Consider the following 25,991-nt stretch of genomic DNA (forward strand, 5'->3'; position numbering starts at 1 on the left):
AGCGTGGCGTAAGCCATATCAGGATGTCCAGGATGAAAACGATAATTTCCTGTGTAAAAAAGATTTTTAGTCTGTAAAAGTGTAGTCAGAAAAAGGAAATTAATATGACATTTGACCCTAGAACCATTGCCACACCAACTTATGACGCTTTAAATAATTTACGCAATTTACACCGTCAAGATGACACTCGTTTAAAACAACAAAAAAGTCAAGCAGTGGAACTTTATACCTATCTTTCTACTTGGGGAATAATGCGATTAAAAGCCGAGGAAATGGCATTACCTGATGGCATGATGGGTAAAAGACAAGTAGTACAAAAATTCTTTGAATGTTTGCAAACTATTTCAGAAACACAAAATTTATCTGGACAACAAGGTTTAACAACACTAAAAAATCTTAACACAGATGAATATTTAGGTATCACAGGTTTGGGATTAGCTTTAGCACAAGAATTTAGTTTTTGGGCTACTGCAATTTACGCAGGTATTGAAGGAGAATAAAATTATGGTATTTGAAAGACCTCAAACCAATCAACCTAGAAGACCTCAACCACCTGCACCTACCACACCAGATGTAAACAGACCCAGAAAAGTAATTAACGTTCCTGTGGGTGATAATGGTCGCGGCAATGGTAATCCTGGTGGTCATGGTGGTGGTAATAATCAGCCTCCTATCCCGTCTCCCTGGTTGAATCCAGATAACCCACCTCAACCACATCCAGAAGCCAGTTTTGTAGAATATCTCCGTTGGATGCGAACTGCTTGCAGCAGCGCTTCGCTATCGCCCAATCATGATTATAAAGACTCCACTAAGGTACAAATATTACAAATGGCCGAACAAGGGTCAAAATATTCCCAGCGATTACAACAACTAACAAAACGTACTGAATTAATAGCCCAAAAAAGTTTTAAAGTTCAATGTCCTTGGAGAATTAGAGTAGGAGGACATAGAGGACCAGAAAGTATTTTATTACCCGCTTTTGATGCTTTGGGTATTCCTTATATTCCCTCTAGCAGCTTACGGGGTGTAGCCAGAACCCAAGCCATTAGGGAAATCATGGCTAAAGACAAGATTGAATGGCAAGAAGCAGAAAAACAAATTGCCTCCTATTTTGGTTCAGTAGAAACTCAAGATAAAGCCAATCAAGCGGGTAAAGTTGTATTCTTAGACGCTTATCCTTTACCGAATCAAAATCAAAATGTATTAGCTGTGGATATAGCTAATAATATTTGGCAATGGGATAATAATTCAGCCAATAATACACCTAAATATAGCCCCAATCCTAACCCATTTTTCAGTTTAGAAAAGCCCATGTTTGTGATTGGGTTAAGATTAGCTAGTAACTGCCAGGATAACGATATATTAGAACAAGTCAAACAGTGGTTAATCAAAGGTTTACAAGCTGGTGTAGGTTCTCAAGTTAACACTGGTTATGGTCAATTAAATCCCGCAGGAAAACTTGAGAAGAATCATGAATTCTTTAGAGTTGAATTTGTTATAGAAGGCCAGTTAATACATGGTAGACAGAGGTTTAGAAATGTTAACCAACCTTATCAAAGGGGAAATGATGGTAGATTTAGAACTGATAATAATGGTAAGTTAAGAACTGACAATATAGCTACTTCAGAAGTCCGCCCGGTAGCCTTTAAATCAATGTTACGTTATTGGTTTAGAACCTTTGCATTAGGGGTTTTAGAACCTACACAAGTTCAAGAATGGGAAAATAAAATCTTTGGAGGGATCAATCCTAGTAAACAATATGGCTGGTTAATGGTCAGAGTATTAGAAGGAAAAACTATTAGAGATAATGCTACAAATCAAAACGATGATTTTGGTGAACAATCAGGAATACTCACATTAAACTATTCACCGGAAATTCCCCAGTCTCAAAAACAGAACTTAGAGAAATTAATAAAAAATCTCACCTGGTTAATGTTTCATTTGGGTGGTATTGGTCAAGGTGCAAGAAGACCATTATATTCTCGAAAAAATCGTAATCCTCCCCGTCCTCCTTGGTATCGTGGCTGTAATTTAATTACTGAAAGTGATGATAATTTTTGGACATTACCAGATAATACTAAACAATTTCAAGAATTATTCAAAACTAAAATCAGGAATTTTTATGAAGCATTACAAACCTTAGGTGTTAATTTTAATTCTGGACAATTAAGAACTTGTGGAATAGTTAGAAATAACCAATGGACAGAAGCAATAGACGCAAATTGTCGCATCTTTGTATGTTCTGGAGACGAAAAATTCGGTAAATCTTATGCCCTATCAGTTTTACATAGTGATGAACTAAAATTTAATAATAATTATGACGGTAATCTTTGCGGTAAAACTCAAGGTAATAAGGTTATTCCTTCCCCTGTATGGATTGCAAATTTAGGAAATTACCAAGTAGTAACAGTATTTGGTGCTAATGAAAATCCACGCCGAAAATATTTAGAAACATTACAAAGTAAAGTTCAAATCTTCCCACTATGACAACAACAAATAACACAAATCAAGTTAGCACCCTCATCATTACCATAGGAACTCGACAAATAGGCTGGCGGTGTAAAGATGGTCTTATCCGTTCCTTTGGTGCAGATGGTAATATTAGTTATCCTCCACATATCAACGAACTCTATCAAGAACTAGGAATAGAACGGGGTAAACATCAAGACCAAGATCGTAAAACCTATCCCTGGAGTGGTCGAGATTTAGGTCAAAGATATTATGATTACTGTCAAGTATGGTTAGGTGGTGATTTTAGTAATGTCGAATTATTGTTAGATAAAACTGTCATTGCAGGAGGAGTAAAACAAGGCTTAAAACATATTATCCTATGGGGAACAGACCAACCGGAAAGTATTACCTGGAACTTTCGCCGATTAGATACTTTATGGTTAGCAGAATTAATGAAAGGAAAAATTAAAAGTTTATTCCCTGATATTAGAGTTGATGTTCACGCCCCAAAAATTAATGCTGGTAATAGTGATGAAATTCGAGAAGAATTAGAACACCTGGTTTTGAAAGAAGCTATCAATGCTAACAAAAATCAAGAGTTTGTTCTCTGGATTCAAACTAAAGGATGTACCCCTGTAATTGCTTCTAATGTAGAAATTTGTGCAGCAGCTTTAGTCCGTCAATATAAAGTATTTAATGCTAGTCCCGATGAACCAAAGGAATTTTTTACCACCTTAGAAAATGGTTTAGTTACTGCTAATCATTCCCAGAATTTTCAACTTATTACTATGAGTAAATATTTCTGGGCGTTAGAAAAAGTAAAGATTAAATCAGCTTGGGAAAGAGGGGATTTTTCGGAAGCCCAAATTTGGCTAAAAGTTCATGAAAGTCGTCATTCAGTATTATATAAATTAGCTGGTTTTTTAGCACAATATAGTAACTGGGAATCTAATCATGATTTTCACCAAAAACTCAAAGATTGGATAGGTTGTAATGATGTTAGTAAAATAACTGATTCAGAAAAAATCATCAATTGGAAAAATCAAATCCAAAAAATACAGACTGATAATCTTAGCAAACTTTGGGAATCAACAATTATCTTAGAACTTTCTCTAAACCGAGAAAATTACACCACTGCATTTATTCAGTTTGTCCAACTTTTAGAACAATTATTGTATATTCAATCAACAGCCCAAAATTGGACTGCTAAAGGTTGGATAGTAAGTAATAAAGATGAACCAAGTCTAGCAGAATTAATGCAAGGTTGGTGTATTTACAATAAATTCAAAGAAGATAATAAATGGTCAAAATTAATGGCCGATATTAGGAAAAAGCGCAACACAATTATTCATGATGGCGAATCTATAACTTCAACGAAAATTGGCTATCTTTGGGCTAACAATGGATTTGACGGAGTTAAGATACCAACAACACCACAAATCATTAAAAAGCTGATGATGGAACTACTCAAGAAAGTTAGCACTCCCCCCAATCTCAACAATCTATTAATGCGCTCTTTGTATCAATGGGGATTGCAATACTTAGAAGATACAATTTAACCAATAATTGAGCGATCGCCCATACATCAAAGCCAAACAGTTAACCGTTGGGAAAATAGGCATTTTCAACCTTCACCTATTGCTATGAAGTTGATGCAACAAAAGCTTCAAAAATCCTGCTAAATTCAGAGGGAACAGAAAAAACTCATGTTTTTGAAAAGATGGAAATAATGGCACTGTTTTTTCAGACTCAGCATCTTTTTTTTGACTGAAGCTCTAAACTGGTGAAAATGAGTGTTTATTACCCATCACCCATTACCTGTTCCCTTTTTTGCAACAAGTTAAAATGAATAACAATGATTTAGCTTTTACTCCGGCTTTAGAGTTAGCACAATTAATCCGTCTACGGGAGGTGTCGCCGCTGGAGTTGGTGGAAGTATATTTAGAAAGAATTGAACGCTTGAATCCCCAATTGGGGAGTTATTTTACAGTTACGGCAGATTTAGCGATCGCTGATGCTAAACATAAAACAGAATTACTAACTACAACTTCAGAATTACCGCCGTTTTTTGGTGTGCCAATTTCTATTAAAGACTTAAGTGCAGTTGCAGGTGTTACTTGTACTTATGGAAATCCAGCGCTGTTAAACAATATTGCCAATCATGATGATGGCGTGGTGACGAAAATTAAACAAGGGGGATTTATTATTCTGGGTAAAACCGCAACTTCTGAATTAGGTTCTTATCCTTACAGCGAACCTACGGGATTTCCCCCAGCAAGAAACCCTTGGAATTTAGAATATACTCCAGGTGGTTCTAGTGGTGGTGCAGCGGCATCGGTAGCAGCAGGATTAAGTGCGATCGCTCAAGGTTCAGATGGTGGTGGTTCGGTACGTGGTCCGGCGGCTTGTTGTGGTGTTGTGGGCATCAAACCAGCCAGGGGAAGGGTCTCTAAAGCCCCTGTAGGCGATCGCCTGGGGGGCATCGCTGTTGATGGTCCCCTTGCCCGCACGGTGGCGGATGCAGCCGCTATGTTAGATGTAATCTCTGGCTATGTCACTGGTGATCCTTATTGGCTACCAGATCCCCAACCATCATTTCTGTCTGCAACTCAAGTTAAATTAGATCCTTTAAAAATCGCTTTTAGTACCAATATTCTCCCCTTTGGAGAAGCTGACGCTAATTGTCAACAGGGAGTATTTAAAACCGTCGAGTTATTAGCACAATTTGGACATCAAGTTGAGGAAAAATACCCAGATTTTAGCAATTTAATCGAACCATTTAAAGTAGTTTGGCAAGCGGGAATTGCCGCAGCGGGAATCCCGTCACCAGCTTTGCAACCTTTAAACCAATGGTTATTCGCCAAAACCGGTTCTGTGGCTGAATATCTGCAAGCACTTTCCCAAATGCAAATTGTCTCTCGGCAAATTATCACCTTTTTTGATACTGTAGATGTATTGGTATTACCAGTTTATTTACATTCTCCCATTCGCGTCGGTGAATGGGCCGATTTGAGTCCAGAAGAGACATTCGCCAAAATTGTCCACTGGGTCGCGCCTTGCCCTGTCGCAAATGCTACCGGATTACCTGCGATCGCCCTTCCCGTCGGTTTTGATAGCAATGGTTTACCCCTGAGTGTACAGTTAATTGGTAAACCTGCTGCTGAATCTACCCTTATTAGTCTAGCAGCCGAATTAGAAGCCGCTAACCCGTGGATTCAACACCAGCCATCACTTTAAGTCAGAATCAGGATTGACAAAATGTCTGAATCAGGATTTACAGGATTTAAAGATTTACAGGATTGTTATCCATAAAATAATCTCAAAAAACAGAAAGTTAGTAAATATCGCCATATCAATCCTGTTAATCCTTCAATCCTGAGTATCTTGATTCAGACATATAAATAATCTCAAAAAACAGAAAGTTAGTAAATATTTCCATATTCAATCCTGAATATCTTGATTCAGACATATAAATAATCTCAAAAAACAGAAAGTTAGTAAATATTTCCATATTCAATCCTGAGTATCCTGATTCAGACATATAAATAATCTCAAAAAACAGAAAGTGACCTTGTGCAGTTCTTCCGTAATTAAATCAAAAAAGTTAGCCATAATTGGTGGATATTTCTTGTAACCTTAGTATTTTATACTATTTGGATAAAGCTTAACTTTTTTGGAAAATGTCGTCAATTTTTTTTCCGCCACTTATTCAACAAGTTCATAGTGAAATCTGTGCTATTGCAGATACTAGATTATATGTCTTACGACTGGATATAATGCACCCTCATGTTAGCGGTAATAAATGGTTCAAGCTAAAATATAACTTAGTGGAAGCTAAAGAGAAAAATTTCTCAACAATTCTGACTTTTGGTGGTGCTTATTCTAATCATATTTATGCTACCGCAGCCGCAGGAAATATATTTGGTTTTCGGACTATTGGCTTAATTCGTGGAGAAGAAAATATCCCTCTCAATCCTACTTTAGAATTTGCAGTAGCACAGGGAATGGAATTAGTATATATTGATCGTCAAACATATAAAAAACGTCATACCGAAGAATTACAAAATCAGTTAAAACAGCGATTTGGAGAAGTATTTATGATTCCTGAAGGAGGTGGTAACTTAAATGGTATGCGTGGCTGTATAGAGATATTACAAACAGTGAGAGGATTTGATACTATCTGTTTAGCTTGCGGTACAGGAACAACATTAGCAGGAATGACACTATCATTAAGCCAAGAACAAAAAGTAATTGGTTTTCCTGTTTTGAAAGGTGGTGATTTTCTCAACGAAGATATCAATAACTTATTAACCAATTATCTAGCTTCTGGTTTACCAACACCTGTTAATTCTCCCGCACCTTGGCAACTTGTATCTGACTATCATTTTGGTGGTTATGCTAAGGTGACAAATAAATTAAAGCTATTTTGTCAAGATTTCCAACAACAACATGATATCTCTTTAGATTATATATACACGGGAAAAATGTTTTATGGAGTGATGGATTTAATTGCAAAAGGGTTTTTTAAATCAGAATCCTTGCTATTAATCCATACTGGAGGTTTACAAGGTAATCAAGATGCAATATCTAAATTAAGCGTGTAAATTAGCCTGTTCTTGTAACCAAGGATCTACAGGTTGTCCATCTTTACGTTTAAGTTCTATTTCTATTACCATGACTTCCTTAGAACCGGGAGGTGCAGGTTTTTTATGAAAGAGAATTTCGTAGTCTAAGGGGTTTTGATTATGTTCTTTTAACCAATCTTGAACTTTTGTCAAGGCAAAAAATGATTGTCCTTGAGTAAACATTTGGGTAATTTGCATTTGTAAGGTATAAGGATTAATGCGACTCATTTTTATTGACTCCTTTGGTATTTATTGGAAATTATTATCTCACGCAGAGGCGCAAAGAGGAAGATTGAGTTTTTTTATTCTTCGGTGTTGAAATCTACTTTATCATAAATATCTGCTAACAACATTTGGCAGGGAATAGAAGATAGGTTTAAGCTACTATCTCCGTCTGTAAATTCAGAAAATATCCATTTATTATTATCAGTTTTAAAATATTGTTCAATGTGCATTGTGTATTGATCAATTAAAATATATTCTTGTAAGCTGGGAATTGTCCGATACGCTGCAAATTTTTCATCTCTATCATAACTTTTGGTAGATTTTGATAATACTTCTGCAATCATCACAGGATTTACTAAGGTGTCTTTTCTTCCTTCTTCATATTCTAAGGGATTTTTCACAACCATAATATCAGGATAGGTATGAATTTTTCTGGTGGGAATCCAAAGACGTTGATCTGTTACAAAGACTTGATAAGGTTGACGTTTAAGCGCAAAATTTAACATTGCGTAAAAATTGCCTGCAAGTTGGTTGTGATTGGGTGTTCCGCCTGTCATGGGTATAATTAATCCGTTGATATATTCGTGACGTATTTCTGAGTTTACCTCTAATTCTAGGTATTCTTCAGGTGAATAGTAGCGTGTTTCTTGTGCGAGGGTCATAATTTTAATTTATAGGTTTTATGGGTTGGGTGTCGCTTCTAGAAATTTCTCAACTAAGTTATAATTATAGTCTAGCAGGTTGTTTGATTTGATAAAAAATAAGTGATCAAGACAAAAAATTATGGTGGTGTTGTTATCTTTAAATTTTGAGATTACAAATCGTACAAATCCTTAAACCAATTGATAAAACCCTGCACCTTGGGAGTTTGCGGATTTAAAATATTATACTTGATAGCTTGATGTATTTGTCTACCTGGTTCATCTTGCCATGCTAACCAGGTGTAAATTTCTGCTTTATCAATATAAGATTCTTTGAATGTTGCACCTTTATTTTTTGCTTCTCTTGCTACTTCTTGTGCATATTGCCAAAGATGTTCTCCCTGTTCTGGAATCATATAACCTAAAAATGTTTCTAACATCCCTTCAATGATATTATCTGGCATAATCCAAACACCAATTTTTTTACCATCTAATGTATTAATAATTAATCCTGTTTCTGGTATTTGTTCAGGAAGATGAGAAATACTTTCTATTTGCAAACAAGCATTTCTGATACTTTGCCAACGTAAAAAAGCATTATCATCTGCATCTACCATCAAACCTAAATGTGTACATCTTCCAGTTTGTAATTCTGTATATATCAGGTCATAAGTAATATTTTCATAACCTCCACATTCTTGAATTGATATAATTGCTTCCTCTTTTTTTGCTCCCCAATAAATGCCATTTTTCTCAATTAATTCTGGTATGACTCGTAAATCATCTTGACCTTCAACTAATAGCCTTTTGGGGTGATAATGTTTTGCCATTGCTAACGTACCTCTAATTCTCTTTCAGCAGCAATAACAATTTGTGCTTCATTAAAGACTATACTTTTTTCTTTACCTTTTTCAATTCTATGAATCCTAATACCATCATCGGTTACATTTTCTTGTTGTGCAATTTCGGCTAAACTTTTCCAACAATCACTATTATGTGTAGTTGCAAAAACTTGGACATTTAATTTTTTGGCTGTGTCCCAAATCATTTTCCACATATCAGACATTGCAGTAAAATGGAGTCCAGTGTCAATTTCATCTACAAATAAATATCCATCTTTAGCTGATACTATGGCTAATGCAAGTCCTAAAATTCGCCAAATACCATCTCCCATACTGCCAATAGGTACACGCTTACCATCAGCCAGAAGCACCAGAAAACCACCCCGTGAATCTGATGAATACCTCAATTTTTGAGAACTAATAGGAGCAATACGTTTAATTTTTGAGTCTATTTTATTTAATGCGTCCGCTACAATGTTTTCTTCAGGTGTTAATACTAATTGATCAAATAAATCAATCATTTCCTCTGTTTTTAAAGAAGATGATTTAACAAATTGTGTTTTTAGTTTTCTAGATAAACTTTCTTCTTTATTGCTATTACGCGACAATCTAAGAGATTCGGTTGAAATACCACCATCACGTGATATTGCTCGTAAAGTGACAAATTCTTGTTGCCCAATTTTCCATTTAACAGAAAGAATGAGTTTATTTAACTTATCAAAAGAAGCATCTTCTTCATAAATATCCGTTTTCTCATAACGAGAAATAGTATTATATGAACGTGGAGTATGTATCAAGACATCAAGCTCTTCTTGGGTATTGTCATTAATACCTGAGATAGAAAATTTACTCTTATCTTCAGTTTGATGACCATAAAAAAGATGCCGAATATCAACTTGATGATCTCTTTTATTATGATCACTCCAAACATACTCACCTCTGTTAATCATTATTTCACCAAGTGGCTCAAGATTAGTCCGTGAACATAAAAGCTGAACCGCTTCTAATATTGAAGTTTTCCCGCTATTATTTTCACCCACTAGCAGATTAATTCTACCTAGTTGTTGAAGTTCAAAAGATTTGAAACAGCGAAAGTTCTCTATTTTTATACTTTTTAGCATTGTTTTTAAGATGTAGATAATAGAGAAATAATGAGTAATTTTATTCTAGCTCATAACTTGCTTTAAGTGTAGACAACTTTTCTATTGACTCCTGAAGCAGTTGATCAAAAGTAATACAATGAAGAGGCTTACTATTAATAATCAGCAATTCTCATTTTGAAAGGAGTTTGCGTCATTTCAGCTATTCCCGGATTCGTTAAGAATTGTAAAATCCTATGAATGCAAGGGTTTCAATGTCATGAAACCTTAAAATGAGAATTGCTGCTAGATCATAGCCTTATTTGATCGCTTCATTGTTCCTGACTTACCCGGATGTGTTGCTTGTGGTGATACCTTACAAGAAACAGAAGAACTAATTAAAGAAGCTATAGAATTGTATTTGGAAGTATTGAAAGAAGATGGAAAACCTATACCTGAAGCTTTTACACAAGTAGGTAAAGTTGCAGTAAATATATAAATCTAATTACTTTATAATTACTGCTGAATTTGATATGATATTTATTGACAGTTATAAAATGGTAAAAATTCAATGACAATTAAAGAACAAATAACACAAGAATTAGAAAAATTACCTGAACCTGTGTTACAGGAAATCTTAGATTTTGTCCAGTTTTTGCAAACCAAGCACCAACAAAATAAGACGCTAGAAATTACGATTATGAGTGAATCTTCACTGGCAAAAGATTGGTTAAAACCAGAGGAAGATGCAGCATGGCAGAATTTATAAAAGGTGATGTTGTAATTGTTCCCTTTCCATTTTCAGATTTAAGTCAAACAAAACGTAGACCAGCTTTAGTTATTGCTACACTTCAGGGAAATGACATGATTCTTTGTCAAATTACCAGTCAATCTGTTAATGATATGTATGCTATTGGAATAGATAATTTTGATTTTAACTCAGGTGGTTTAAATCAGCCAAGTAATATTAGACCAAATCGGCTTTTTACTGCTGAAAGGCAAATTATTCTATATAAAGCAGGTGAAATAAAATCCGAAAAATTAACAGAAGTCATTAACAAAATTTTTGAAATTTTACAGTCTTAGACAGTCAATTTTAATGTTTGGTGCATACATTGTAGAGACGTTTCATGAAACGTCTCTACCTTATTGTTCAAAAACCTATTTTAACGCTGCTAACAAGTCATTTTTTGCAGTTTCTAATGCTTCTGGTAACTTACTTGCATCCCTTCCCCCAGCTTGCGCGAGGTTGGGTTTTCCACCACCCCCTCCTCCACAGATTTTAGCTATCGTTCCGACAAATTTTCCAGCTTGGACACCTTTTTTATTCACTTCAGAACTAAAAGCTGCAACAATACTCACTTTTCCTGCTTCGGGAATAGAACCTAAAACCACAGCACCATTACCGATTTTTTGCAGCAATCTTTCCGCAGCATCTTTTAATGATTCTGCGTCAATATCTTCCATTTGGGCGATGATGATTTTGTGTTCTCCTATTGTTTCCGCAGTCTGTAATAAACTATCAGATTTAACTATTGCTATTTGTGATTTCAGACTTTGAATTTCTTTTTCATTGTTGCGGAGTTCGGTTTGTAAAGTTGTGATTCTGTCGGGTATTTCTTCCGGTTTGACTTTAAAGCGATCGCACAAATCCTTCACAACTATATCACGCACATTCAAATAATCCAATACCGCAGCCCCAGAAACCGCTTCTATTCTTCTTACCCCAGACGCAACTCCGGCTTCAGCAATGATTTTGAAAACGCCAATTTCCGCAGTATTATTAACATGAGTTCCCCCACATAATTCCATCGAAACTCCAGGGAAATCAATCACCCGCACTTGATCACCGTACTTTTCCCCAAACATTGCGACTGCACCTTTAGCTTTTGCTTCGGCTATGGGCATCTCCTCTATTGTAGCAGAATGAGCTTCAGAAATCCAACTATTTACTAATTCTTCAATTTGAATAACTTCCTCAGCATTTAAAGCGCGGGGACAGTTAAAATCAAAGCGCAATCTATCAAAAGAAACCAAAGAACCAGCTTGAGAAATTCCTTCATCAACAACTTTCTTTAAAGCAGCTTGTAATAAATGAGTTGCTGTATGATTAGCTTGAGCGCGACGACGACAAGCGGTATCTATTTGGGCGGTAATTTCATCACCAATTCTAATTGTTCCCCGTTCAATGCGTCCGAAATGAATAAAGAAATCAGATTCTTTTTTCACGTCTTCAATTCTGACTAAAACACCATCACCGCTAATATATCCTTTATCGCCAATTTGTCCCCCAGATTCAGCGTAAAAAGGTGTTTTATCTAAAACAATTTGTATTTCTGTTCCTGCTTCTGCTGCTTCTTCGGAAACACCAGCAACTAATAAAACTTCGATTTTTGCAGTTGTTGTTAATTGGGTATAGCCAATGAATTGTGTAGAGTGAATATGTTCTGCAAGTTTATCCAAAGAACCTTGAACAGTTAAATCAATGGTTTCATGTGCAGCTTTTGCGCGTTCTACTTGTTTTTGCATTTCTGCATTGAAACCATCAACATCAACAGTAATGTGATTTTCTTCAGCAACTTCTTGGGTTAATTCTAATGGGAAACCGTAGGTATCATAGAGAGTAAAAGCACTTTCACCACTAATAGAAGTTAATCCTTTTTGTTTTACATCTTGGATAATTTCAGCTAATAGTTTTTCTCCTCTATCAAGAGTTTTCAAGAAATTACTTTCTTCTCTTTGTAATTCCGCTTTAATAGCAGCTTCTCTTTGTCGCAAATTGGGGTAAATTGATTCCGAAAGAGAAATTGCGGTTTCTGCAACTTGGTTAATAAATTCTCCAGAAATTCCGATTAATCTCCCATGTCTGACGACGCGACGAATTAACCGCCGTAAAACGTAACCCCTACCCACATTAGAAGCGCGAATTTCATCAGCAATCATGTGAACCACAGAACGGACATGATCACCAATTACCTTTAAAGAAACTTGCGTATTTTCATCACTTTGATGATAATCAATTTTGGCAATTTTTGCCGCAGTTTCAATAATCGGGAAAATCAAATCTGTTTCATAATTATTTGGCTTCTTTTGCAGGATTTGCGCCATTCTTTCTAAACCCATTCCCGTGTCAATATTCTTATTTTGCAACGGGGTTAAATTTCCTGACGCATCCCGATTATATTGCATGAAAACCAAGTTATAAAACTCGATAAATCGGGTATCATCTTCTAAATCAATATTATCTTCACCGCGTTCTGGGTGAAAATCATAATAAATTTCCGAACATGGACCACAGGGACCAGTAGCACCAGATACCCAGAAATTATCATCCGCACCCATGCGTTTGATGCGTTTTTCCGTTACACCAATAGTATCGCGCCAAATTGCAAAAGCTTCATCGTCTTCCTCAAACACGCTGACAACGAGATTTTGAGGAGAGAAACCAAAGACTTGAGTAGATAATTCCCAACCCCAAGCGATCGCCTGTGGTTTAAAATAATCACCAAAGCTAAAATTCCCCAACATCTCAAAAAATGTATGATGACGGTGAGTGCGTCCTACATTTTCGATATCATTGGTACGAATACACTTTTGCGAAGTCGTAGCGCGTTTAAATTCCGGTGTCCGCTGTCCCAGGAATATCGGCTTAAATGGTAACATACCTGCGATCGTTAGCAGCACAGTCGGATCTTCTGGAACAAGAGAAGCACTCGGAAGCGGTTGGTGTCCCCGTTGTGCGTAGAAGTCGAGGAATAATTGACGAATATCGTTACCGCTAAGAAACTGAAGAGTTGAAGACATGAGTGTTTAAGAAAACAAATTTAATTAAATTGGGAAAGTCTGCAAAAAGCATCATTACTATTTATAACTTATGCCAGGAAATAAAAAATATAGTCAGCTTTCAATATCTTTAGTCAAGGTTTCTCATTGCTAATTGGTATCAAATTAACATCAATTCATATACATTAATAATATTTCCGTTGAAAAATGCCGAAAAAAATTAGAGAATTAAAAAGTTTACTCAAAAAAGCCGGGTTTATTTACCGTTCAGCAAAAGGAAGTCATACCCGTTGGTATCATCCTTTATTACCAGAAGATCCTATTACCATATCTGGCAAAGATGGAGATGATGCTAAAATATATATAGAAAACGAAGTTAACGAAAAATTAGCTAAATCTTGAAAACAATTGATTAAGTAGGTGAACACAATTAAATTCACTCCTTGAGAGAGGGAACTCTTAACTGGGAAAGGGGAACAGAAAAATCAATTGTGTAATTAATTCTGTCCCATTACTTAATAAATTGGATAATATGTAAGAAGTAATAATCAAAATTATGAATACTAAAAAAATTATTGTTCCTTTAGATGTACCAGATTTAGAGAGTGCGATCGCTCTTGTTGATAAACTTCCCCAAGTCACTTTTTGGAAAGTTGGTTTGGAGTTGTTTACTAGCACAGGTCCCAAGATTCTGGATATCCTCAAATCTCAAGAAAAGCGGATTTTCCTCGATTTGAAATTTCACGATATCCCCAATACTGTCGCCGGTGCTTGTCGCGCTGCGGCCGGGTATGGGGTAGATTTATTGACAATTCACGCTACTTGTGGTAGAGATGCTTTAAAAGCGGCGGCGGAAGCTGTGCAAATTGGGGCGGAAAAAGCTGGGACAAAACCACCGAAGTTAATCGCTATTACCTTGTTAACCAGTATTTCGGCGCGACAATTGGCGTTTGATTTGAAAATTCCGCTCGAACTGCCAGAATTTGCTTTAGAAATGGCACTGTTGGCGCAAAATTCTGGTTTAAATGGGGTTGTTTGTTCTCCCCAAGAGGTGCAACAATTAAGAACAAGTTGTGAAAAGGATTTTTTACTGGTTTGTCCAGGTGTGCGTCCGAGTTGGGCTGAGAAAGGAGATCAAAAGCGATCGCTCACTCCCTCCCAAGCTATCACAGCCGGTGCAGATTATCTAGTTATCGGTCGTCCCATTACCGCTGCGGCTGAACCTGAGTTAGCCTGGAATCAGATTGTTGAGGAGTTAAAAACAGTGTGATGAATAAAGGAGTCGGAAGAAGGAGTCAGGAGTCAGGAGTCAGGAGTCAGGAGGAAGAAGGAAAAAAGAAGGAAATTTCTTCCCTGTCCCCTATCTCTTCACTCAGGTGTTTGATAGCTTTGCTGATATTTCTAGTATTTAACTCCCCTGCTTATGCTAAAAATATTCCTTCTCAACCTGTAAGTCCTGAAATTGATAATTCTTGTTCTGAGCAAAGTCTGGAAACTTTAACAACCCAGATGATGTTAGATTTACCTAGCTATACTAACCGGGTAATTCAACGTTCTCGTCGTCTCAAACGGAGTGTTGATACTTTTTCCTATATATTGGCTGCGGGTCAACCAGAGTTTAAATCTTTACCATTAAATCCAGGTATTGATCATGGAGATAAGTATAATGGGGAGGGTGTCAGACAGGTTTTCTTTACTACATTAGGACGGAAATATATCCATAAAAAAGCCGTAGAATTACAAGAATTCCACAGGCTATTTCTGACAAAAACTAATATTGGCTGGACTGTGGTGATGATGTTTTCCCAAACCAGCAGTTATCCAGTTAAACCACCGATTGCACCACCCAGGGATAGTAGTAATAGTGCGATCGCTCAAGGTGTTAAACTGTGGTTACGAGATTGTCAGACAATTGATTAAAGAGTCGGAAAGAAGGAGTCAGGAGTCACCGAGTCAGGATAAAGAAGAATAAAGAAAATTTCTCTCCCTATTCCCTATTCCCTATTCCCTATTCCCTATTCCCTATTCCCTGTTCCCTGTTCCCTATTCCCTGTTCCCTATTCCCTGTTCCCTATTCCCTGTTCCCTATTCCCTGTTCCCTGTTCCCTTCACTGACCGATAAGTTCTCAACTCAAATAGGATTGCTATATTTTTAGAGAGTTTGGAAATACTTCTCCAAAGCCTCATGTACCAAATCAGTCATCGGTCGTTCTTGTTTTTCCGCCGTTTCCTTGAGTTGAGCGTAAAAATCATCCCGCAGACTCACACGGTGACGGGATTTACCACTGCTGGTAGGATCTCCTGGGGTGTAGTTAGCCACAAATTCCCGAATCGCATCAAAACCCAATCTGTCGCAAAAATCCCCAAAACTTTCTTTTGGTGTGCGGGACTTTTTAAAGAAGACAAAAATCGGTTCTAGAAAACTTTCCAGATCATTGTGGTGCAGTTTTTCTGTAAAAGGTTGTGCTAACCGGGTTTGATGTGGTGAACCACCCAACCAAACTTGATAGGATTCTGGCGCACTACCCACTAAACCCAATTCTGCCATATAAGGACGAGCGCAACCATTAGGGCAACCGGTCATCCTTACCACAAAATGTTGATTTTGTAAACCCAGTTTATCTAATAAAGCCCTGATTCTCTCTAAAATTCCAGGGATGGCTCGTTCTGATTCTGTTATAGCTAGACCGCAGGTAGGCAAGGCTGGACAAGCCATAGCATATCTTGTTAGTGCTGCTATTTGCTCAGGGTCGGCAACAACGCCGCAGTTATCGAGAATCTCTTGAATGGCTGCTTTGTCTTCTGGTGCTATGTCGTAAAATAGTAGGTTTTGATTACCTGTGAGGCGAATTGGCAGGTTAAACTGTTCAACAATTGTCCGCAAAGCGGTTTTAAGTTTAAAATCGCCATCATCTTTGACACGCCCATTATCAATGGAAATACCTAAAAAGAGTTTACCATCGCCTTGTTCATTCCAACCTAAGAAGTCCTTATATTTAAACTGAATCAGGGGTTTAAATGGTTCGAGTTTTTTACCAAGGTATTCTTCTACCTGAGTGCGGAATTTATCTACACCCCAATCATTAATTAAGTATTTTAATCTCGCGTGTCGTCTGTCCGTGCGATCGCCATAATCTCGTTGTGTCGCAACTATAGCTTTTACAAGATTATATACATCAGCTTTAGCTACATAGCCAATGGGGTCAGCGGTTCTAGCAAAGGTTTCTTCTTTATTATGAGTGCGACCCAAACCACCACCAGCAAAAATATTAAATCCTGCTAATGCACCTTTTTTATTGGTAATCACCACCAAAGTCAAATCTTGGGAATATAAATCAACAGAATTATCTCCCGGAACTGTGACGCAAATTTTAAATTTGCGGGGCATATAGTGAGTTCCATAGATAGGTTCTACGGAATCATGAATAATAGTACCATTACCATTGGTTTGTCGCGCTGCTTTGACATCTGGATGTTCTTCGCCGCTAACGGCTTTTTCCCCATCTAACCAAATTTCGTAATAAGCACCGGTTTGGGGAGAAAGTAAATCAGCGATATTTTGGGCATATTCCCAAGCATACTGATATTCTGAGCGATTTTTAAAGGGGGCTGGCGGAGCCATGACGTTGCGGTTAATGTCACCACAAGCTCCCAAAGTTGAACCGAGATTTTCGACAATTGTAGCGATCGCCGCCTTCAGATTCTTTTTTAGGATACCATGTAGTTGAAAGCCTTGGCGAGTAGTAGCTCTGAGGGTATGATTACCATATTCATCCGCCAATTTATCCAAAGCCAAATATAGCTCAGGAGGTACTAACCCGCCGGGATTTTTTGTCCGCAACATCATTTGATAATCTTTTTCCTGACCCTTAACGCGGTTATCACGGTTATCCTGTTGATAAGAACCGTGAAATTTAAGAATCTGAATTGCGTCTTCACTAAAATGCGTCGTGTCTTGAAGTAACTCAGTGGCAACAGGTTCACGTAAAAAATTACTATTTTCTTTGATACCTTCGACTTTAGAAGGCTTACGATTGTTCACGGGGGAAGTAGCAGAGTTAACCATTACAGTAGATACGTTGTCTTAATAAGGCGGTAGATGAAACTGAAATTAGGCAATTAATAGCACTTATTTGGCTAGTTAAACTACTTAAAGTCGGTCGGAATTATGAATATTATTCTAATTCTAACATGATGAGAGGCCAACTTTATTAATGATGTAGTTGATCATTAGACATCTCCGATAATTAAATGTGCATAACCCGAAACTCTTGTAGGGACAATTCATGAATTGTCCCTAGGATAATTTTCACCAGATGTCTATTTTAGTGGACACTGAGATGAATATTCAATATGGCCGTTCCCATGCTAAGTAGGTTGACGTTAAAAATTGTCGTTGATTCAATTCATATTTTAAGTTATCATGAAGTAGTTTAAGCTCTTCTAAAGAAAGAAAATACGATCAGTACAAACACCATTAGTAATAGAGTGATCGCTTCGTTCTGGCAGATATTGCTAGTATTACCAACTAATGGGTGGTTTCGTGGTGTTCCTATATTTAACTGAAATGCTGGTATAGCAGGACTTCTAAAAAACTTTTTGGTTTACCGATATTCATTCAGATAAATTCAGTAATCTCACCGCTGATTGTTCTTATCTAAATCTACTAAGATTGATCCAGTTAAGAAACAAGACCTGCATCTTAAATACTAAGAACGGATTAGAGCTTCATTTTTAGATCATCCCTAAAAGCTTTACCCTACATAGTTTACATCGTTTTTATTACAAGTTTAGCTAGGAGAAACTTGCAGTACAAAAACTTTAAAGTATATATGCTTCCTCTGAGTGATAGATGTGAACTTTGGATGGGTCTCGTTTATCTGAATCAACAACGCAGCAAACAAGGAAAGGTAATATCAAATGAAAAACTCTACACACAGCTTTGATTTATTCACCGATATCGAAAACTTCCTCAGTGAACTGTCCGTGCAAGAAGAATCCCTATTAAGCGGTGGCTGTGCTGGTAAATCTGGCAAGTCTGGAAGAAGCAAGAGTGGAAAATCTAACAAATCCTGTTCTAAATTAAACTCTGGATGTGTCCCAGTTGTAGTTCCACCACCAGTCGTTACTGGTGATGGTTATTAATTCACGGCGTTGCTGGGTAAAGCAAACTGCTAAACCCCTACATGAGTGAAATCGCACTCCTAATTTTGAAAATAGATCTTAGTAATTTGCTCCAGTCGCTCTATCTTGAAGGGGCTGGGGTTTTTAATCGCATTACTCCAGAAATGGGAGTTGGTTTCCAGATTCTAATCAAAAATCTTCAACACAGAAAGAACGTATTAGTTTGATTCAGCGTCAGATGGAAATTCAAAACCAGTTAAACCGCGATCGCCGGGAATTGCAGCAAATCCAGAGGGATTTACAAAAAAGTCTAGTTAAAGCACCAGTAGATGGCATAGTCCTTAACCTCAATCTGCGAAATCTAGGGCAATTTGTCCGTTCTGGGGAAGAAATTGCTCAAATTGCACCCAGTCAAACAAAATTTGTACTCAGGGCAATGGTTTCGGTGGAGGATATCAGCAAGGTGAAAATAGGTCAAAAAACACAATTACGGCTCTCTGCCTGTCCCTATCCAGACTATGGTGTTTTCTGTTTACAGGAGGTTACGAGTATCACCTGAGTTCGGTGTTAGGAGTTTCTCCTTCGGAGACGCTACGGGAACAGAGTTATGATTTTTTCAACGAGATCATAAAGGTTTGAGACTCATATTTGGGGCAGTTTTCCAAAAATTATCTTATGTCGAACTCAGGTGAGTATCAATTTAAAACCAATAACTGCCAACTCTTACTCTCTGCGCCTGGAGCGCCTCTGCGTGAAACAAAATCATACAATCACCAACACCGATTTTTTATTTATCCATCCTATTCTTGTGAAACATTATGTCTTACCCAGCCAGCGATCATCAAAGTCAGCCATTAGAAGCTTCTTTTGTGTCCCTGATTATGACAGTCTTTAACCGAGAAAAATATTTGGGTGCAGCGATCGCCAGTGTCCTATCCCAAACCTATACTAATTTTCAACTGATTATTTGGGATGATGGGTCTACCGATCAATCCTTGAATATTGCCACTGACTATGCTCAACAAGATGCACGCATTCGGTTAATAGCTGCTGACCACCAAGGACGAGTGCTGTCCCTAAAACAAGCCCATGACATGGCTGCTGGTGTCTATGTGGGTTGGATAGATAGTGACGATCTCTTGGCTCCAACTGCGCTGACTGCCACAGCAGCCCTGCTAGATACCCATCCTAACGTGGGTATGGTTTACACCCAGTATCAGACCATAGATGCAGAAAATAACATCGGTGGACTGGGCAGGCGTTGTCAAATTCCCTATTCTGAGCTACAGATGTTAGTAGACTTTATGACGTTTCACTTCCGGCTGATCCGTCCCTCGGTTTACGATCAAGTCGGCGGAGTTGACCTGTCATTCCCTTGTGCAATAGATTACGATCTTTGCCTTAGACTGTCCGAAGTGACGGAATTTTACTATTTAGAAGAACCTTTGTACTTTTACCGGGAACACACTGAGAGCATCTCTCAAGGTCAATCCAGCGAACAGCAGTATCATGCTCGACGAGCCGTGGAAAATGCCCTACAACGACGGGGTTTATCCGATGTCTACAAACTAGTGATTAAGCCTCCTAGCAGGTTTGAGCTATATCGGAAAGAGGATATTGATTGACACTCTCAGGGCTGAAGCCGCTGAGATTCTTGGTTCAACGAGTCCACTTAACTTAAACCCCTTGCAGTAGTTTTATGAGACAGTGGTTAGAGTAGTGAACTGAACTACTCCAACCAGCAAATATCTCCATTGCCTTTAAACTAAAGACAAGGAGTAGACCTGACCATCAATCAACAGTCGCGTAATCCCCTTAGCTTGTAAATGGCTACTAGCCTTATGGAGCATTTGACTATCGGGGACTTTAATCACGCGATCGCGCTTAGTAGAAAAGCGTTTAGCTACCCGATGGTTATCAAAAATCGGTAGAGTTTTCTGCTGATTTTCCAGACTCGGAATCAGACCTAAATCACCAAAATCCTTGAGGGGACGGGTAATTAACTCCGCAGACCGATCAATTACCAAATAGCAAGTTTTCGGTAAATGGGCAACCGACAATGGTAAAACCTGAACAGATACTTCCCCATTTCCCCGTCTGGTAACTAGGGGTTTTGGGGCTTCATAGTCTTCGTCCTCAAAATCCTCCTCATCCTCATACAAATCATCATCTAAATCGTCATCCAAATCATCAGGTTCATCCAGCAAATCCTCATCCAAGATTTCCGCAAACAAATTGGGCTGTGAATATGGAGATTCCACATCTATCTTGGGTTTGGGGATAATTGGCGTTTCTGTTGGCTTGTGTCTGACAATTTCTAGTTCTTTAACAACAGGAGTTTCCTTGACAACGGGAAGTTTAGGTTTTTCCACGGCCGAGGAGCGTGTTTTTACCCGTCTAATAACCGGACTAGGGTGAGCAAAATCAGGATCACCATCTCCTTCTGGTTCTGGTTCTGCTGCTATTGTCGGCTGTTCTAGTTCTAGATCAGATAACCTCTCCACCGGGTCAGCAGTGCCAGAAATTTCCACTGCTAATGGTGGTTGATTCAACAGCGGTAACTGCTCATAACTTACCTGCGCTCTGCCTTCAGGGGTTCTGGCGGCACGTTTTAAAGAAACGAGAAATTCATACTCTTCTTCTGGTAAGGTACTTTTGAGCAGCCTGCTAATTGTGGAATTACTCACACCATAGCGTTCTGCCAAAGTCGAGGTTGTTTCGGCAGTTTCTCGATAGAGCTTGAGAATTTCTTGTTTGTCAGAATCTGTTAATTTTCTCACGGTAGACACCAAAATTTGTTAAGTTCGTTTGCGTCCACGGTCTCGGCGTTTAAGACTCAATGATGCGTCGTATTCTAGGACAGCACCCAGACCGAATAACACTCCACTAAACACCCAGAATACTTCTAGTATGTCTCCACTTTGATAATCCGGTCCTTGAGCGAATTTAAACCACATATCTGCAATGTAGAGCGAAAATGCGGCTGCGGCAATCATTCGCCAAGATAAGGAGACTTTACCTCCCCAAAAAGCCAGTAGCATAATTGTGGCAATAATTAATAGCGCCACATCGCTAACTATGTAAAACAAATTCAGCAAAAAGGCAATTTGTTCAGTTGATGCTTGTTCCTTTTGAGAAATCAACCAAGCCAGAAAACTGCCTAATGCTCCAACTGCCGCCACAATTAGCCATTGCCATAATTCCAAGTGAATTCGGCGATAAACCAAGGCTAAAGCCATACCAGCCCCTAAACATAAATATGTGAGGACAAAAAATATATCAGCAATAGATACATCTGGATCTTGTTTGAGGACGATTTCTGTATAGCCGAAAACGAGTCCACCTATAAAATAGGCAAACATTCCTAACCCGATTGACAGCCAGACTTTTCCACTACTAACCATTTGGGTACTCCGCCAGTTCCTCCAGCATAAGAGACTTGCACCCAAATAAGCCACAGCTTCAAAAATATTTGTGCCAATCACATACCACTGATCGCGGACTTCCATTCCCCGTTGCTCTGGGTCAGGGATTTTGGCACTAAACAACAAAAAGTATAACAATGCTAAAACAGCCCAGCTAAAACCAGCCAAAACGAGATTTTGAGTAGTTAATAGGGACTTAACGGGAGATGAATTGTTGTAAGATCTACTCATAGGGACTAACTAGGCAAATGCTCTGAATGTAATATTTTTTGCACATTGAATGAAATATAGCAGATTACAAACCAATATCCACCCTACTGCCAAAGCTTATTCAGGGGAGATTTTTGCACCCAACTGATAAATAGTTCTTGTTCTTCTACTGACATATCTTGTAATCGGTCATCTAGTTGATGGGCAAAGTTGGTATCACCAAAGTATGTTTTTCCTAATTTGTGCAGTTCTTCTAAAAGAATAATCACATGAGTTTCTTGCCAAGTCGGTATTTTACTCATTTGTGACAAATCCTCGGTCAAGAACGATTTTACTGTATCGGCAGAAGATATATCGGGAAATTGTTTTTGCTGTAATACCCCTGTTATATCCTTGGCAAATAAACTTGCTTGACGATTCCCTAATAGATCTTCAATATCTAGATAAACAGCTTGTAACAGCGTCAGAACACTTAGTGTCAAAATATCGGCTTTGCTATGACTGCCAGTATCACTACTGATCTGATCTAGCCTAACCTTTCCCCAAATGCTATAGCGCTCTGGTTCTTCTAGTAAGATGCAGGCTTTGCCTCGGTTATCTGTTAACGACTTCCAAAAAGTTTTAGCTTCGTCTTCTTCACTGGACTTAAAAACCGTAATCAAGCGAAAAGTCTGCCCCTGATAATAGAGAATTGGCACTTGCCGATCTTCTTTGTTGGGGTGCTGAACCGTTGAAATTTCAACATCCTGCCGTTTGAGAATAAACATAGCACTAGTAAATAACTCCTCACATTGGCTTTGTTGATCAAGAATATGTAATGGTTTTTAGTATCATTACGATGAAGTATAATTACTTATCGAGTTGGCAAAGAGCATTTGCCGGGGACTGGATACTTGACTGGGGTAAGCTTCTATGTAAGTATACATATTCCTGGGCAATCACCCCTTGACATCACAATATATCTGAATATCGTATCTATTTTGTTTCTTATTCTACGCCGACTGCTCAATCACTTGTAGTTGATTACTAAAATTAGGAAATTTTTAATTTCCTCTTGCCTATTTAGACAATTTGAGATATGATAGTAAAGGCTTCACGGGTACGTAGCTCAGTTGGATAGAGCATCCGCCTTCTAAGCGGACGGTCGCTGGTTCGAGTCCAGCCGTACCCATTGATTAGATATCTTGTTTATCTGCCAGTTAGCTAGATTTACACAAGAATAGTTGAGGGTGTCAGGGCTAAAGTTTTCGTTAAATCTGTGAGGAGAAAGCGATCGCAGAGGTTAAATAATTCTATCTCTGTAGAAGTGTGCCGCATCATTCGCAGGAAATGACCATCAGTGTCAATATTCAAAGCAATGTAGTTCAGAAACATTTTCAGGTAGCCGATCCGCGCTCGTTCTGGCATAGTGGAAGCTGTAGGGGTTTGCCATAGGCGATCGATGTAATGGCGCACCTCCACTAACGGCACTAGGGTGATTTGTTCTCCCCGTAAAGCCTGACGAATTTGATTAAACAGCCAAGGATTGCCAATCGCCCAACGTCCCACCATCACCCCCGCAGCCCCCGTTTGCGAAAGCACTTCCAAGGCAGTTGTCGCCGACTTGATATTGCCATTAGCCAGCACTGGACAGTTAACCCGTCTCACCGCTTCCGCAATCAAATCATATTTAACTTCCCCGTGATACATATCTTTGACCGTGCGACCATGCAAACTCAATAAATCAATATTGTGATCAGCAATTATATCTAGGATTTTATAGAAGTTATCTGTATTTTCAAAGCCTACACGCATCTTCACCGTTAAAGGTCTATCATTAACCACAGAACGCAGTTCTCCCAAAATCCGCTCGACTTTTTCCGGTTCTCGCAGCAATCCACCCCCAACATTTTTACGATAGATTCTCGGCGCAGGACAGCCCATATTCAAGTCTACTCCAGCGATATTATAGTTGCAGAGTTCCTTTGCCGTTCTGGCTAAATCGGGAATACTTTCGCCAATCATCTGAGCAAAAACCGGGCGATCGGTATCATTTTCGGTAATTGCCGCCAGGATTTTCCGATTGAGTCGTGAGGTATCATTAACGCGAAAATACTCAGTAAAGAAGTAGTCAGGGCTACCGTAGTGGGCAATGACTTTCATAAACCAGAGATTGGTCACATCCTGCATAGGTGCAAGAGCGGTAAGTGGTAAGTCTTGCTGAAGCGATTGGGGTAGCGATACTTGGGACATGACAGAAAGATTTTAGATTTTGGATTTTGGATTGGGACTTTTCCGCAAAATGAGCAAGCTCATTTTACTCCTGACTCGGTGACTCATGCTGTACAAGCATCCGCCGAGCTAATTTGACATAGGTTTTGACTGTGGTATAAGGCATTTCTAAATCTTCAGATATTGTCTGTAATGATTCCCCCATCTCTCTCCGGGCTAAAATTGTTGCCCAAGTTGTAGCAATTTTTTCCGTGCGTTCTCCTCCTATGCGTTTCCGTTGGGCTGTGAATATTGCTGTTAATTCTTCAATACGCTTTGGTAGTTGGTTATTGACAACTTCAACAGGTGTGTTTGATTCTGGTTCTACCCAATTTAAACAGGTTTGTCCGAGTCCAAAGGTGGTTTTGTGTCCGGTTCCACAGTAGGGAGCAAGTTGCACTAAGGCATAAAATAACTGAGTAAATTCGATATTAGTTAAAGCGCTTTGACTCAAACCCAAGGAAATTGCCCCTGTAAACCCAGTGACAGAACCCCGTTTACCTGCCGCAACCTTGACTGATTCTAAGCGATATTTGTGAATGATGACATTTTCATCTATCCATTCTAGAAAAGCTTCTGGTTCTATAGATATTCCTGAAAAGTCGTTCCAGCGTCTGAGGTAACTATGGAAAAGATTAACAGGAACGGGTAGGGGAAAGTGATGTCCTTTCCGACGGAAACTGGTAGGAGAAACAAAACTCAGATTAATATTTTTATGATTTCCTGTAGATGATTGTAGGAGGTGGTTGTAAGTAGTCGGTGGATGGATAATACTTATCTGTTTTATTTGTAAGACGGCATCTCTTAATTTTAAAGTTGTTGGAGGTTGTATTAACCACTCACTCAAAAACTTGACCACTGGTTGAGAAATGGCGTTAATCTGCCAACGATATATCTGATTTGCTTGTAGTTGTAGTTGTTTTCCCGTGGGAAATAATTGACCTTCTAGTGCGGAAATACTAAAAGGTTTTTCTGACTCACTATCATGCAAATAGGCTGAAAGTGTTGGGTTAATTTGCCGCACTTGGTCTAGAAACCAAGCATGAAGTCCAATGGTATATTGTGAGTATAGGTTGGTGGAATTGGTTGCTTCTAAGTCAAGGACTAAGCTAACTAATTCCGTATCATCCGCCCATGCTAAATAGGTAGTTTTTGATGGGGTTTTACGGTTGCTGGATGTAGCTGAATTGGGCATTTTTATTTGATCCTGCAATATGTTAATGCTGAATATTTTACTGTATTTCCGTCCCCTTGCGGGGATGAGTTATGAGGAAAATAGTGCCGCAGGGCAAAAGTCTAGAAAAACAACTGCCTGATGAAATTATTAAATTAACAA

24 protein-coding genes, 1 tRNA gene and 1 pseudogene are annotated in these 25,991 nt (G+C 38.4%); 15 read left to right on the forward strand and 11 right to left on the reverse strand.

What is annotated here, in order from left to right; translation table 11 throughout:
• Positions 1-104 precede the first annotated feature (104 nt).
• The 5 genes from IQ226_RS00415 to IQ226_RS00435 all read left to right on the forward strand — a co-directional run bounded on the left by IQ226_RS00415 (position 105) and on the right by IQ226_RS00435 (position 7,055).
• Positions 105-500 carry a hypothetical protein gene (locus tag IQ226_RS00415; RefSeq protein WP_096669046.1) on the forward strand — a complete coding sequence of 132 codons (396 nt, stop codon included), beginning with the start codon at positions 105-107 and terminating at the stop codon, positions 498-500.
• A gap of 4 nt (positions 501-504) precedes the next feature.
• Complete coding sequence (gene cmr6 / locus IQ226_RS00420) at positions 505-2,487, forward strand: type III-B CRISPR module RAMP protein Cmr6 (RefSeq protein ID WP_096669044.1); 1,983 nt, start codon at positions 505-507, stop codon at positions 2,485-2,487.
• Positions 2,484-4,010 (forward strand): hypothetical protein, encoded by a 1,527-nt coding sequence (locus tag IQ226_RS00425; protein ID WP_193890711.1) that lies wholly within the window; start codon positions 2,484-2,486, stop codon positions 4,008-4,010. Before cmr6 ends, IQ226_RS00425 begins: the two co-directional genes overlap by 4 nt.
• A 286-nt stretch (positions 4,011-4,296) precedes the next feature.
• Positions 4,297-5,688, forward strand: coding sequence for an amidase (locus IQ226_RS00430; RefSeq protein WP_193890714.1), 1,392 nt, complete (start codon positions 4,297-4,299; stop codon positions 5,686-5,688).
• Positions 5,689-6,131: 443 nt separating this feature from the next.
• Positions 6,132-7,055 carry a 1-aminocyclopropane-1-carboxylate deaminase/D-cysteine desulfhydrase gene (locus IQ226_RS00435; protein WP_193890717.1) on the forward strand — a complete coding sequence of 308 codons (924 nt, stop codon included), beginning with the start codon at positions 6,132-6,134 and terminating at the stop codon, positions 7,053-7,055.
• On the opposite strand, the gene IQ226_RS00440 is transcribed toward IQ226_RS00435, so the two are convergent.
• From IQ226_RS00440 to IQ226_RS00455, 4 genes are all read right to left on the reverse strand, one after another.
• Positions 7,044-7,304 (reverse strand): hypothetical protein, encoded by a 261-nt coding sequence (locus tag IQ226_RS00440; protein WP_015080621.1) that lies wholly within the window; start codon positions 7,302-7,304, stop codon positions 7,044-7,046. The two genes, IQ226_RS00435 and IQ226_RS00440, sit on opposite strands and share 12 nt — an antisense overlap.
• Positions 7,305-7,378: 74 nt before the next feature.
• Complete coding sequence (locus tag IQ226_RS00445) at positions 7,379-7,963, reverse strand: Uma2 family endonuclease (RefSeq protein ID WP_193890720.1); 585 nt, start codon at positions 7,961-7,963, stop codon at positions 7,379-7,381.
• A 152-nt stretch (positions 7,964-8,115) separates the two neighbouring features.
• Positions 8,116-8,772 carry a DUF3226 domain-containing protein gene (locus IQ226_RS00450; RefSeq protein WP_193890723.1) on the reverse strand — a complete coding sequence of 219 codons (657 nt, stop codon included), beginning with the start codon at positions 8,770-8,772 and terminating at the stop codon, positions 8,116-8,118.
• Positions 8,773-8,774: 2 nt separating this feature from the next.
• Positions 8,775-9,905, reverse strand: a complete 1,131-nt coding sequence (locus IQ226_RS00455; protein ID WP_193890726.1) for an ATP/GTP-binding protein — start codon at positions 9,903-9,905, stop codon at positions 8,775-8,777.
• 292 nt (positions 9,906-10,197) lie between these two features.
• Between IQ226_RS00455 and IQ226_RS00460 the strand changes: the two genes are divergently transcribed.
• From IQ226_RS00460 to IQ226_RS00470, 3 genes are all read left to right on the forward strand, one after another.
• Positions 10,198-10,362: a type II toxin-antitoxin system HicB family antitoxin gene (locus IQ226_RS00460; RefSeq protein ID WP_370567057.1), complete on the forward strand. Its 165-nt coding sequence runs from the start codon at positions 10,198-10,200 to the stop codon at positions 10,360-10,362.
• Between the two features lie 72 nt (positions 10,363-10,434).
• The gene (locus IQ226_RS00465; RefSeq protein WP_193890729.1) at positions 10,435-10,632 is read left to right on the forward strand and encodes a DUF2281 domain-containing protein; all 198 of its coding nucleotides are present in this window, start codon (positions 10,435-10,437) and stop codon (positions 10,630-10,632) included.
• Positions 10,617-10,949: a type II toxin-antitoxin system PemK/MazF family toxin gene (locus IQ226_RS00470; RefSeq protein WP_193890731.1), complete on the forward strand. Its 333-nt coding sequence runs from the start codon at positions 10,617-10,619 to the stop codon at positions 10,947-10,949. Before IQ226_RS00465 ends, IQ226_RS00470 begins: the two co-directional genes overlap by 16 nt.
• Positions 10,950-11,024: 75 nt before the next feature.
• Here IQ226_RS00470 and alaS read toward each other — a convergent pair whose 3' ends face one another.
• The gene (gene alaS / locus IQ226_RS00475; protein ID WP_193890734.1) at positions 11,025-13,667 is read right to left on the reverse strand and encodes an alanine--tRNA ligase; all 2,643 of its coding nucleotides are present in this window, start codon (positions 13,665-13,667) and stop codon (positions 11,025-11,027) included.
• A gap of 186 nt (positions 13,668-13,853) precedes the next feature.
• Here alaS and IQ226_RS00480 point away from each other — a divergent pair, with 186 nt between their 5' ends.
• The 3 genes from IQ226_RS00480 (at position 13,854) to IQ226_RS00490 (ending at position 15,566) form a co-directional block, all read left to right on the forward strand.
• Positions 13,854-14,048, forward strand: coding sequence for a type II toxin-antitoxin system HicA family toxin (locus IQ226_RS00480; RefSeq protein WP_193890736.1), 195 nt, complete (start codon positions 13,854-13,856; stop codon positions 14,046-14,048).
• Between the two features lie 154 nt (positions 14,049-14,202).
• On the forward strand, positions 14,203-14,916 hold the full coding sequence (gene pyrF / locus IQ226_RS00485) for an orotidine-5'-phosphate decarboxylase (RefSeq protein ID WP_193890739.1): 714 nt from the start codon (positions 14,203-14,205) through the stop codon (positions 14,914-14,916).
• Complete coding sequence (locus IQ226_RS00490; RefSeq protein ID WP_228039167.1) at positions 14,916-15,566, forward strand: hypothetical protein; 651 nt, start codon at positions 14,916-14,918, stop codon at positions 15,564-15,566. The genes pyrF and IQ226_RS00490 overlap by 1 nt, the downstream gene beginning before the upstream one ends.
• A gap of 232 nt (positions 15,567-15,798) precedes the next feature.
• Here IQ226_RS00490 and sir read toward each other — a convergent pair whose 3' ends face one another.
• Positions 15,799-17,712, reverse strand: coding sequence for a sulfite reductase, ferredoxin dependent (sir, locus tag IQ226_RS00495; protein WP_193890742.1), 1,914 nt, complete (start codon positions 17,710-17,712; stop codon positions 15,799-15,801).
• Positions 17,713-18,566: 854 nt separating this feature from the next.
• On the opposite strand from sir, the gene IQ226_RS00500 reads away from it, so the two are divergent.
• The 3 genes and pseudogenes from IQ226_RS00500 to IQ226_RS00510 all read left to right on the forward strand — a co-directional run bounded on the left by IQ226_RS00500 (position 18,567) and on the right by IQ226_RS00510 (position 20,395).
• The gene (locus IQ226_RS00500; protein ID WP_193890745.1) at positions 18,567-18,791 is read left to right on the forward strand and encodes a hypothetical protein; all 225 of its coding nucleotides are present in this window, start codon (positions 18,567-18,569) and stop codon (positions 18,789-18,791) included.
• Positions 18,792-18,972: 181 nt separating this feature from the next.
• Positions 18,973-19,329, forward strand: a pseudogene (locus IQ226_RS00505) (HlyD family efflux transporter periplasmic adaptor subunit); the annotation flags it as partial.
• A gap of 259 nt (positions 19,330-19,588) precedes the next feature.
• A complete protein-coding gene (locus IQ226_RS00510) occupies positions 19,589-20,395 on the forward strand; it encodes a glycosyltransferase (RefSeq protein WP_193890751.1) in 807 nt (268 codons plus the stop codon).
• A gap of 135 nt (positions 20,396-20,530) precedes the next feature.
• On the opposite strand, the gene IQ226_RS00515 is transcribed toward IQ226_RS00510, so the two are convergent.
• The 3 genes from IQ226_RS00515 to IQ226_RS00525 all read right to left on the reverse strand — a co-directional run bounded on the left by IQ226_RS00515 (position 20,531) and on the right by IQ226_RS00525 (position 23,172).
• The gene (locus tag IQ226_RS00515) at positions 20,531-21,550 is read right to left on the reverse strand and encodes a transposase (protein WP_193890754.1); all 1,020 of its coding nucleotides are present in this window, start codon (positions 21,548-21,550) and stop codon (positions 20,531-20,533) included.
• 18 nt (positions 21,551-21,568) lie between these two features.
• Entirely contained in the window at positions 21,569-22,426 is an 858-nt protein-coding gene (locus IQ226_RS00520) for a hypothetical protein (protein WP_193890756.1), read from the reverse strand.
• Positions 22,427-22,509: 83 nt separating this feature from the next.
• Positions 22,510-23,172 carry an Npun_F0813 family protein gene (locus IQ226_RS00525; protein ID WP_193890759.1) on the reverse strand — a complete coding sequence of 221 codons (663 nt, stop codon included), beginning with the start codon at positions 23,170-23,172 and terminating at the stop codon, positions 22,510-22,512.
• Positions 23,173-23,502: 330 nt separating this feature from the next.
• On the opposite strand from IQ226_RS00525, the gene IQ226_RS00530 reads away from it, so the two are divergent.
• Positions 23,503-23,576 (forward strand) — tRNA-Arg (locus IQ226_RS00530).
• A 38-nt stretch (positions 23,577-23,614) separates the two neighbouring features.
• Here the strand turns inward: IQ226_RS00530 and IQ226_RS00535 are convergent.
• Entirely contained in the window at positions 23,615-24,637 is a 1,023-nt protein-coding gene (locus tag IQ226_RS00535; protein ID WP_193890761.1) for a tRNA-dihydrouridine synthase family protein, read from the reverse strand.
• 64 nt (positions 24,638-24,701) lie between these two features.
• A complete protein-coding gene (cas6, locus tag IQ226_RS00540) occupies positions 24,702-25,850 on the reverse strand; it encodes a CRISPR-associated endoribonuclease Cas6 (protein WP_193890763.1) in 1,149 nt (382 codons plus the stop codon).
• Positions 25,851-25,991 lie beyond the last annotated feature (141 nt).

It is taken from the genome of Dolichospermum sp. LEGE 00240, assembly GCF_015207875.1.
GTDB classification, from domain to species: Bacteria; Cyanobacteriota; Cyanobacteriia; order Cyanobacteriales; family Nostocaceae; genus Dolichospermum; species Dolichospermum gracile.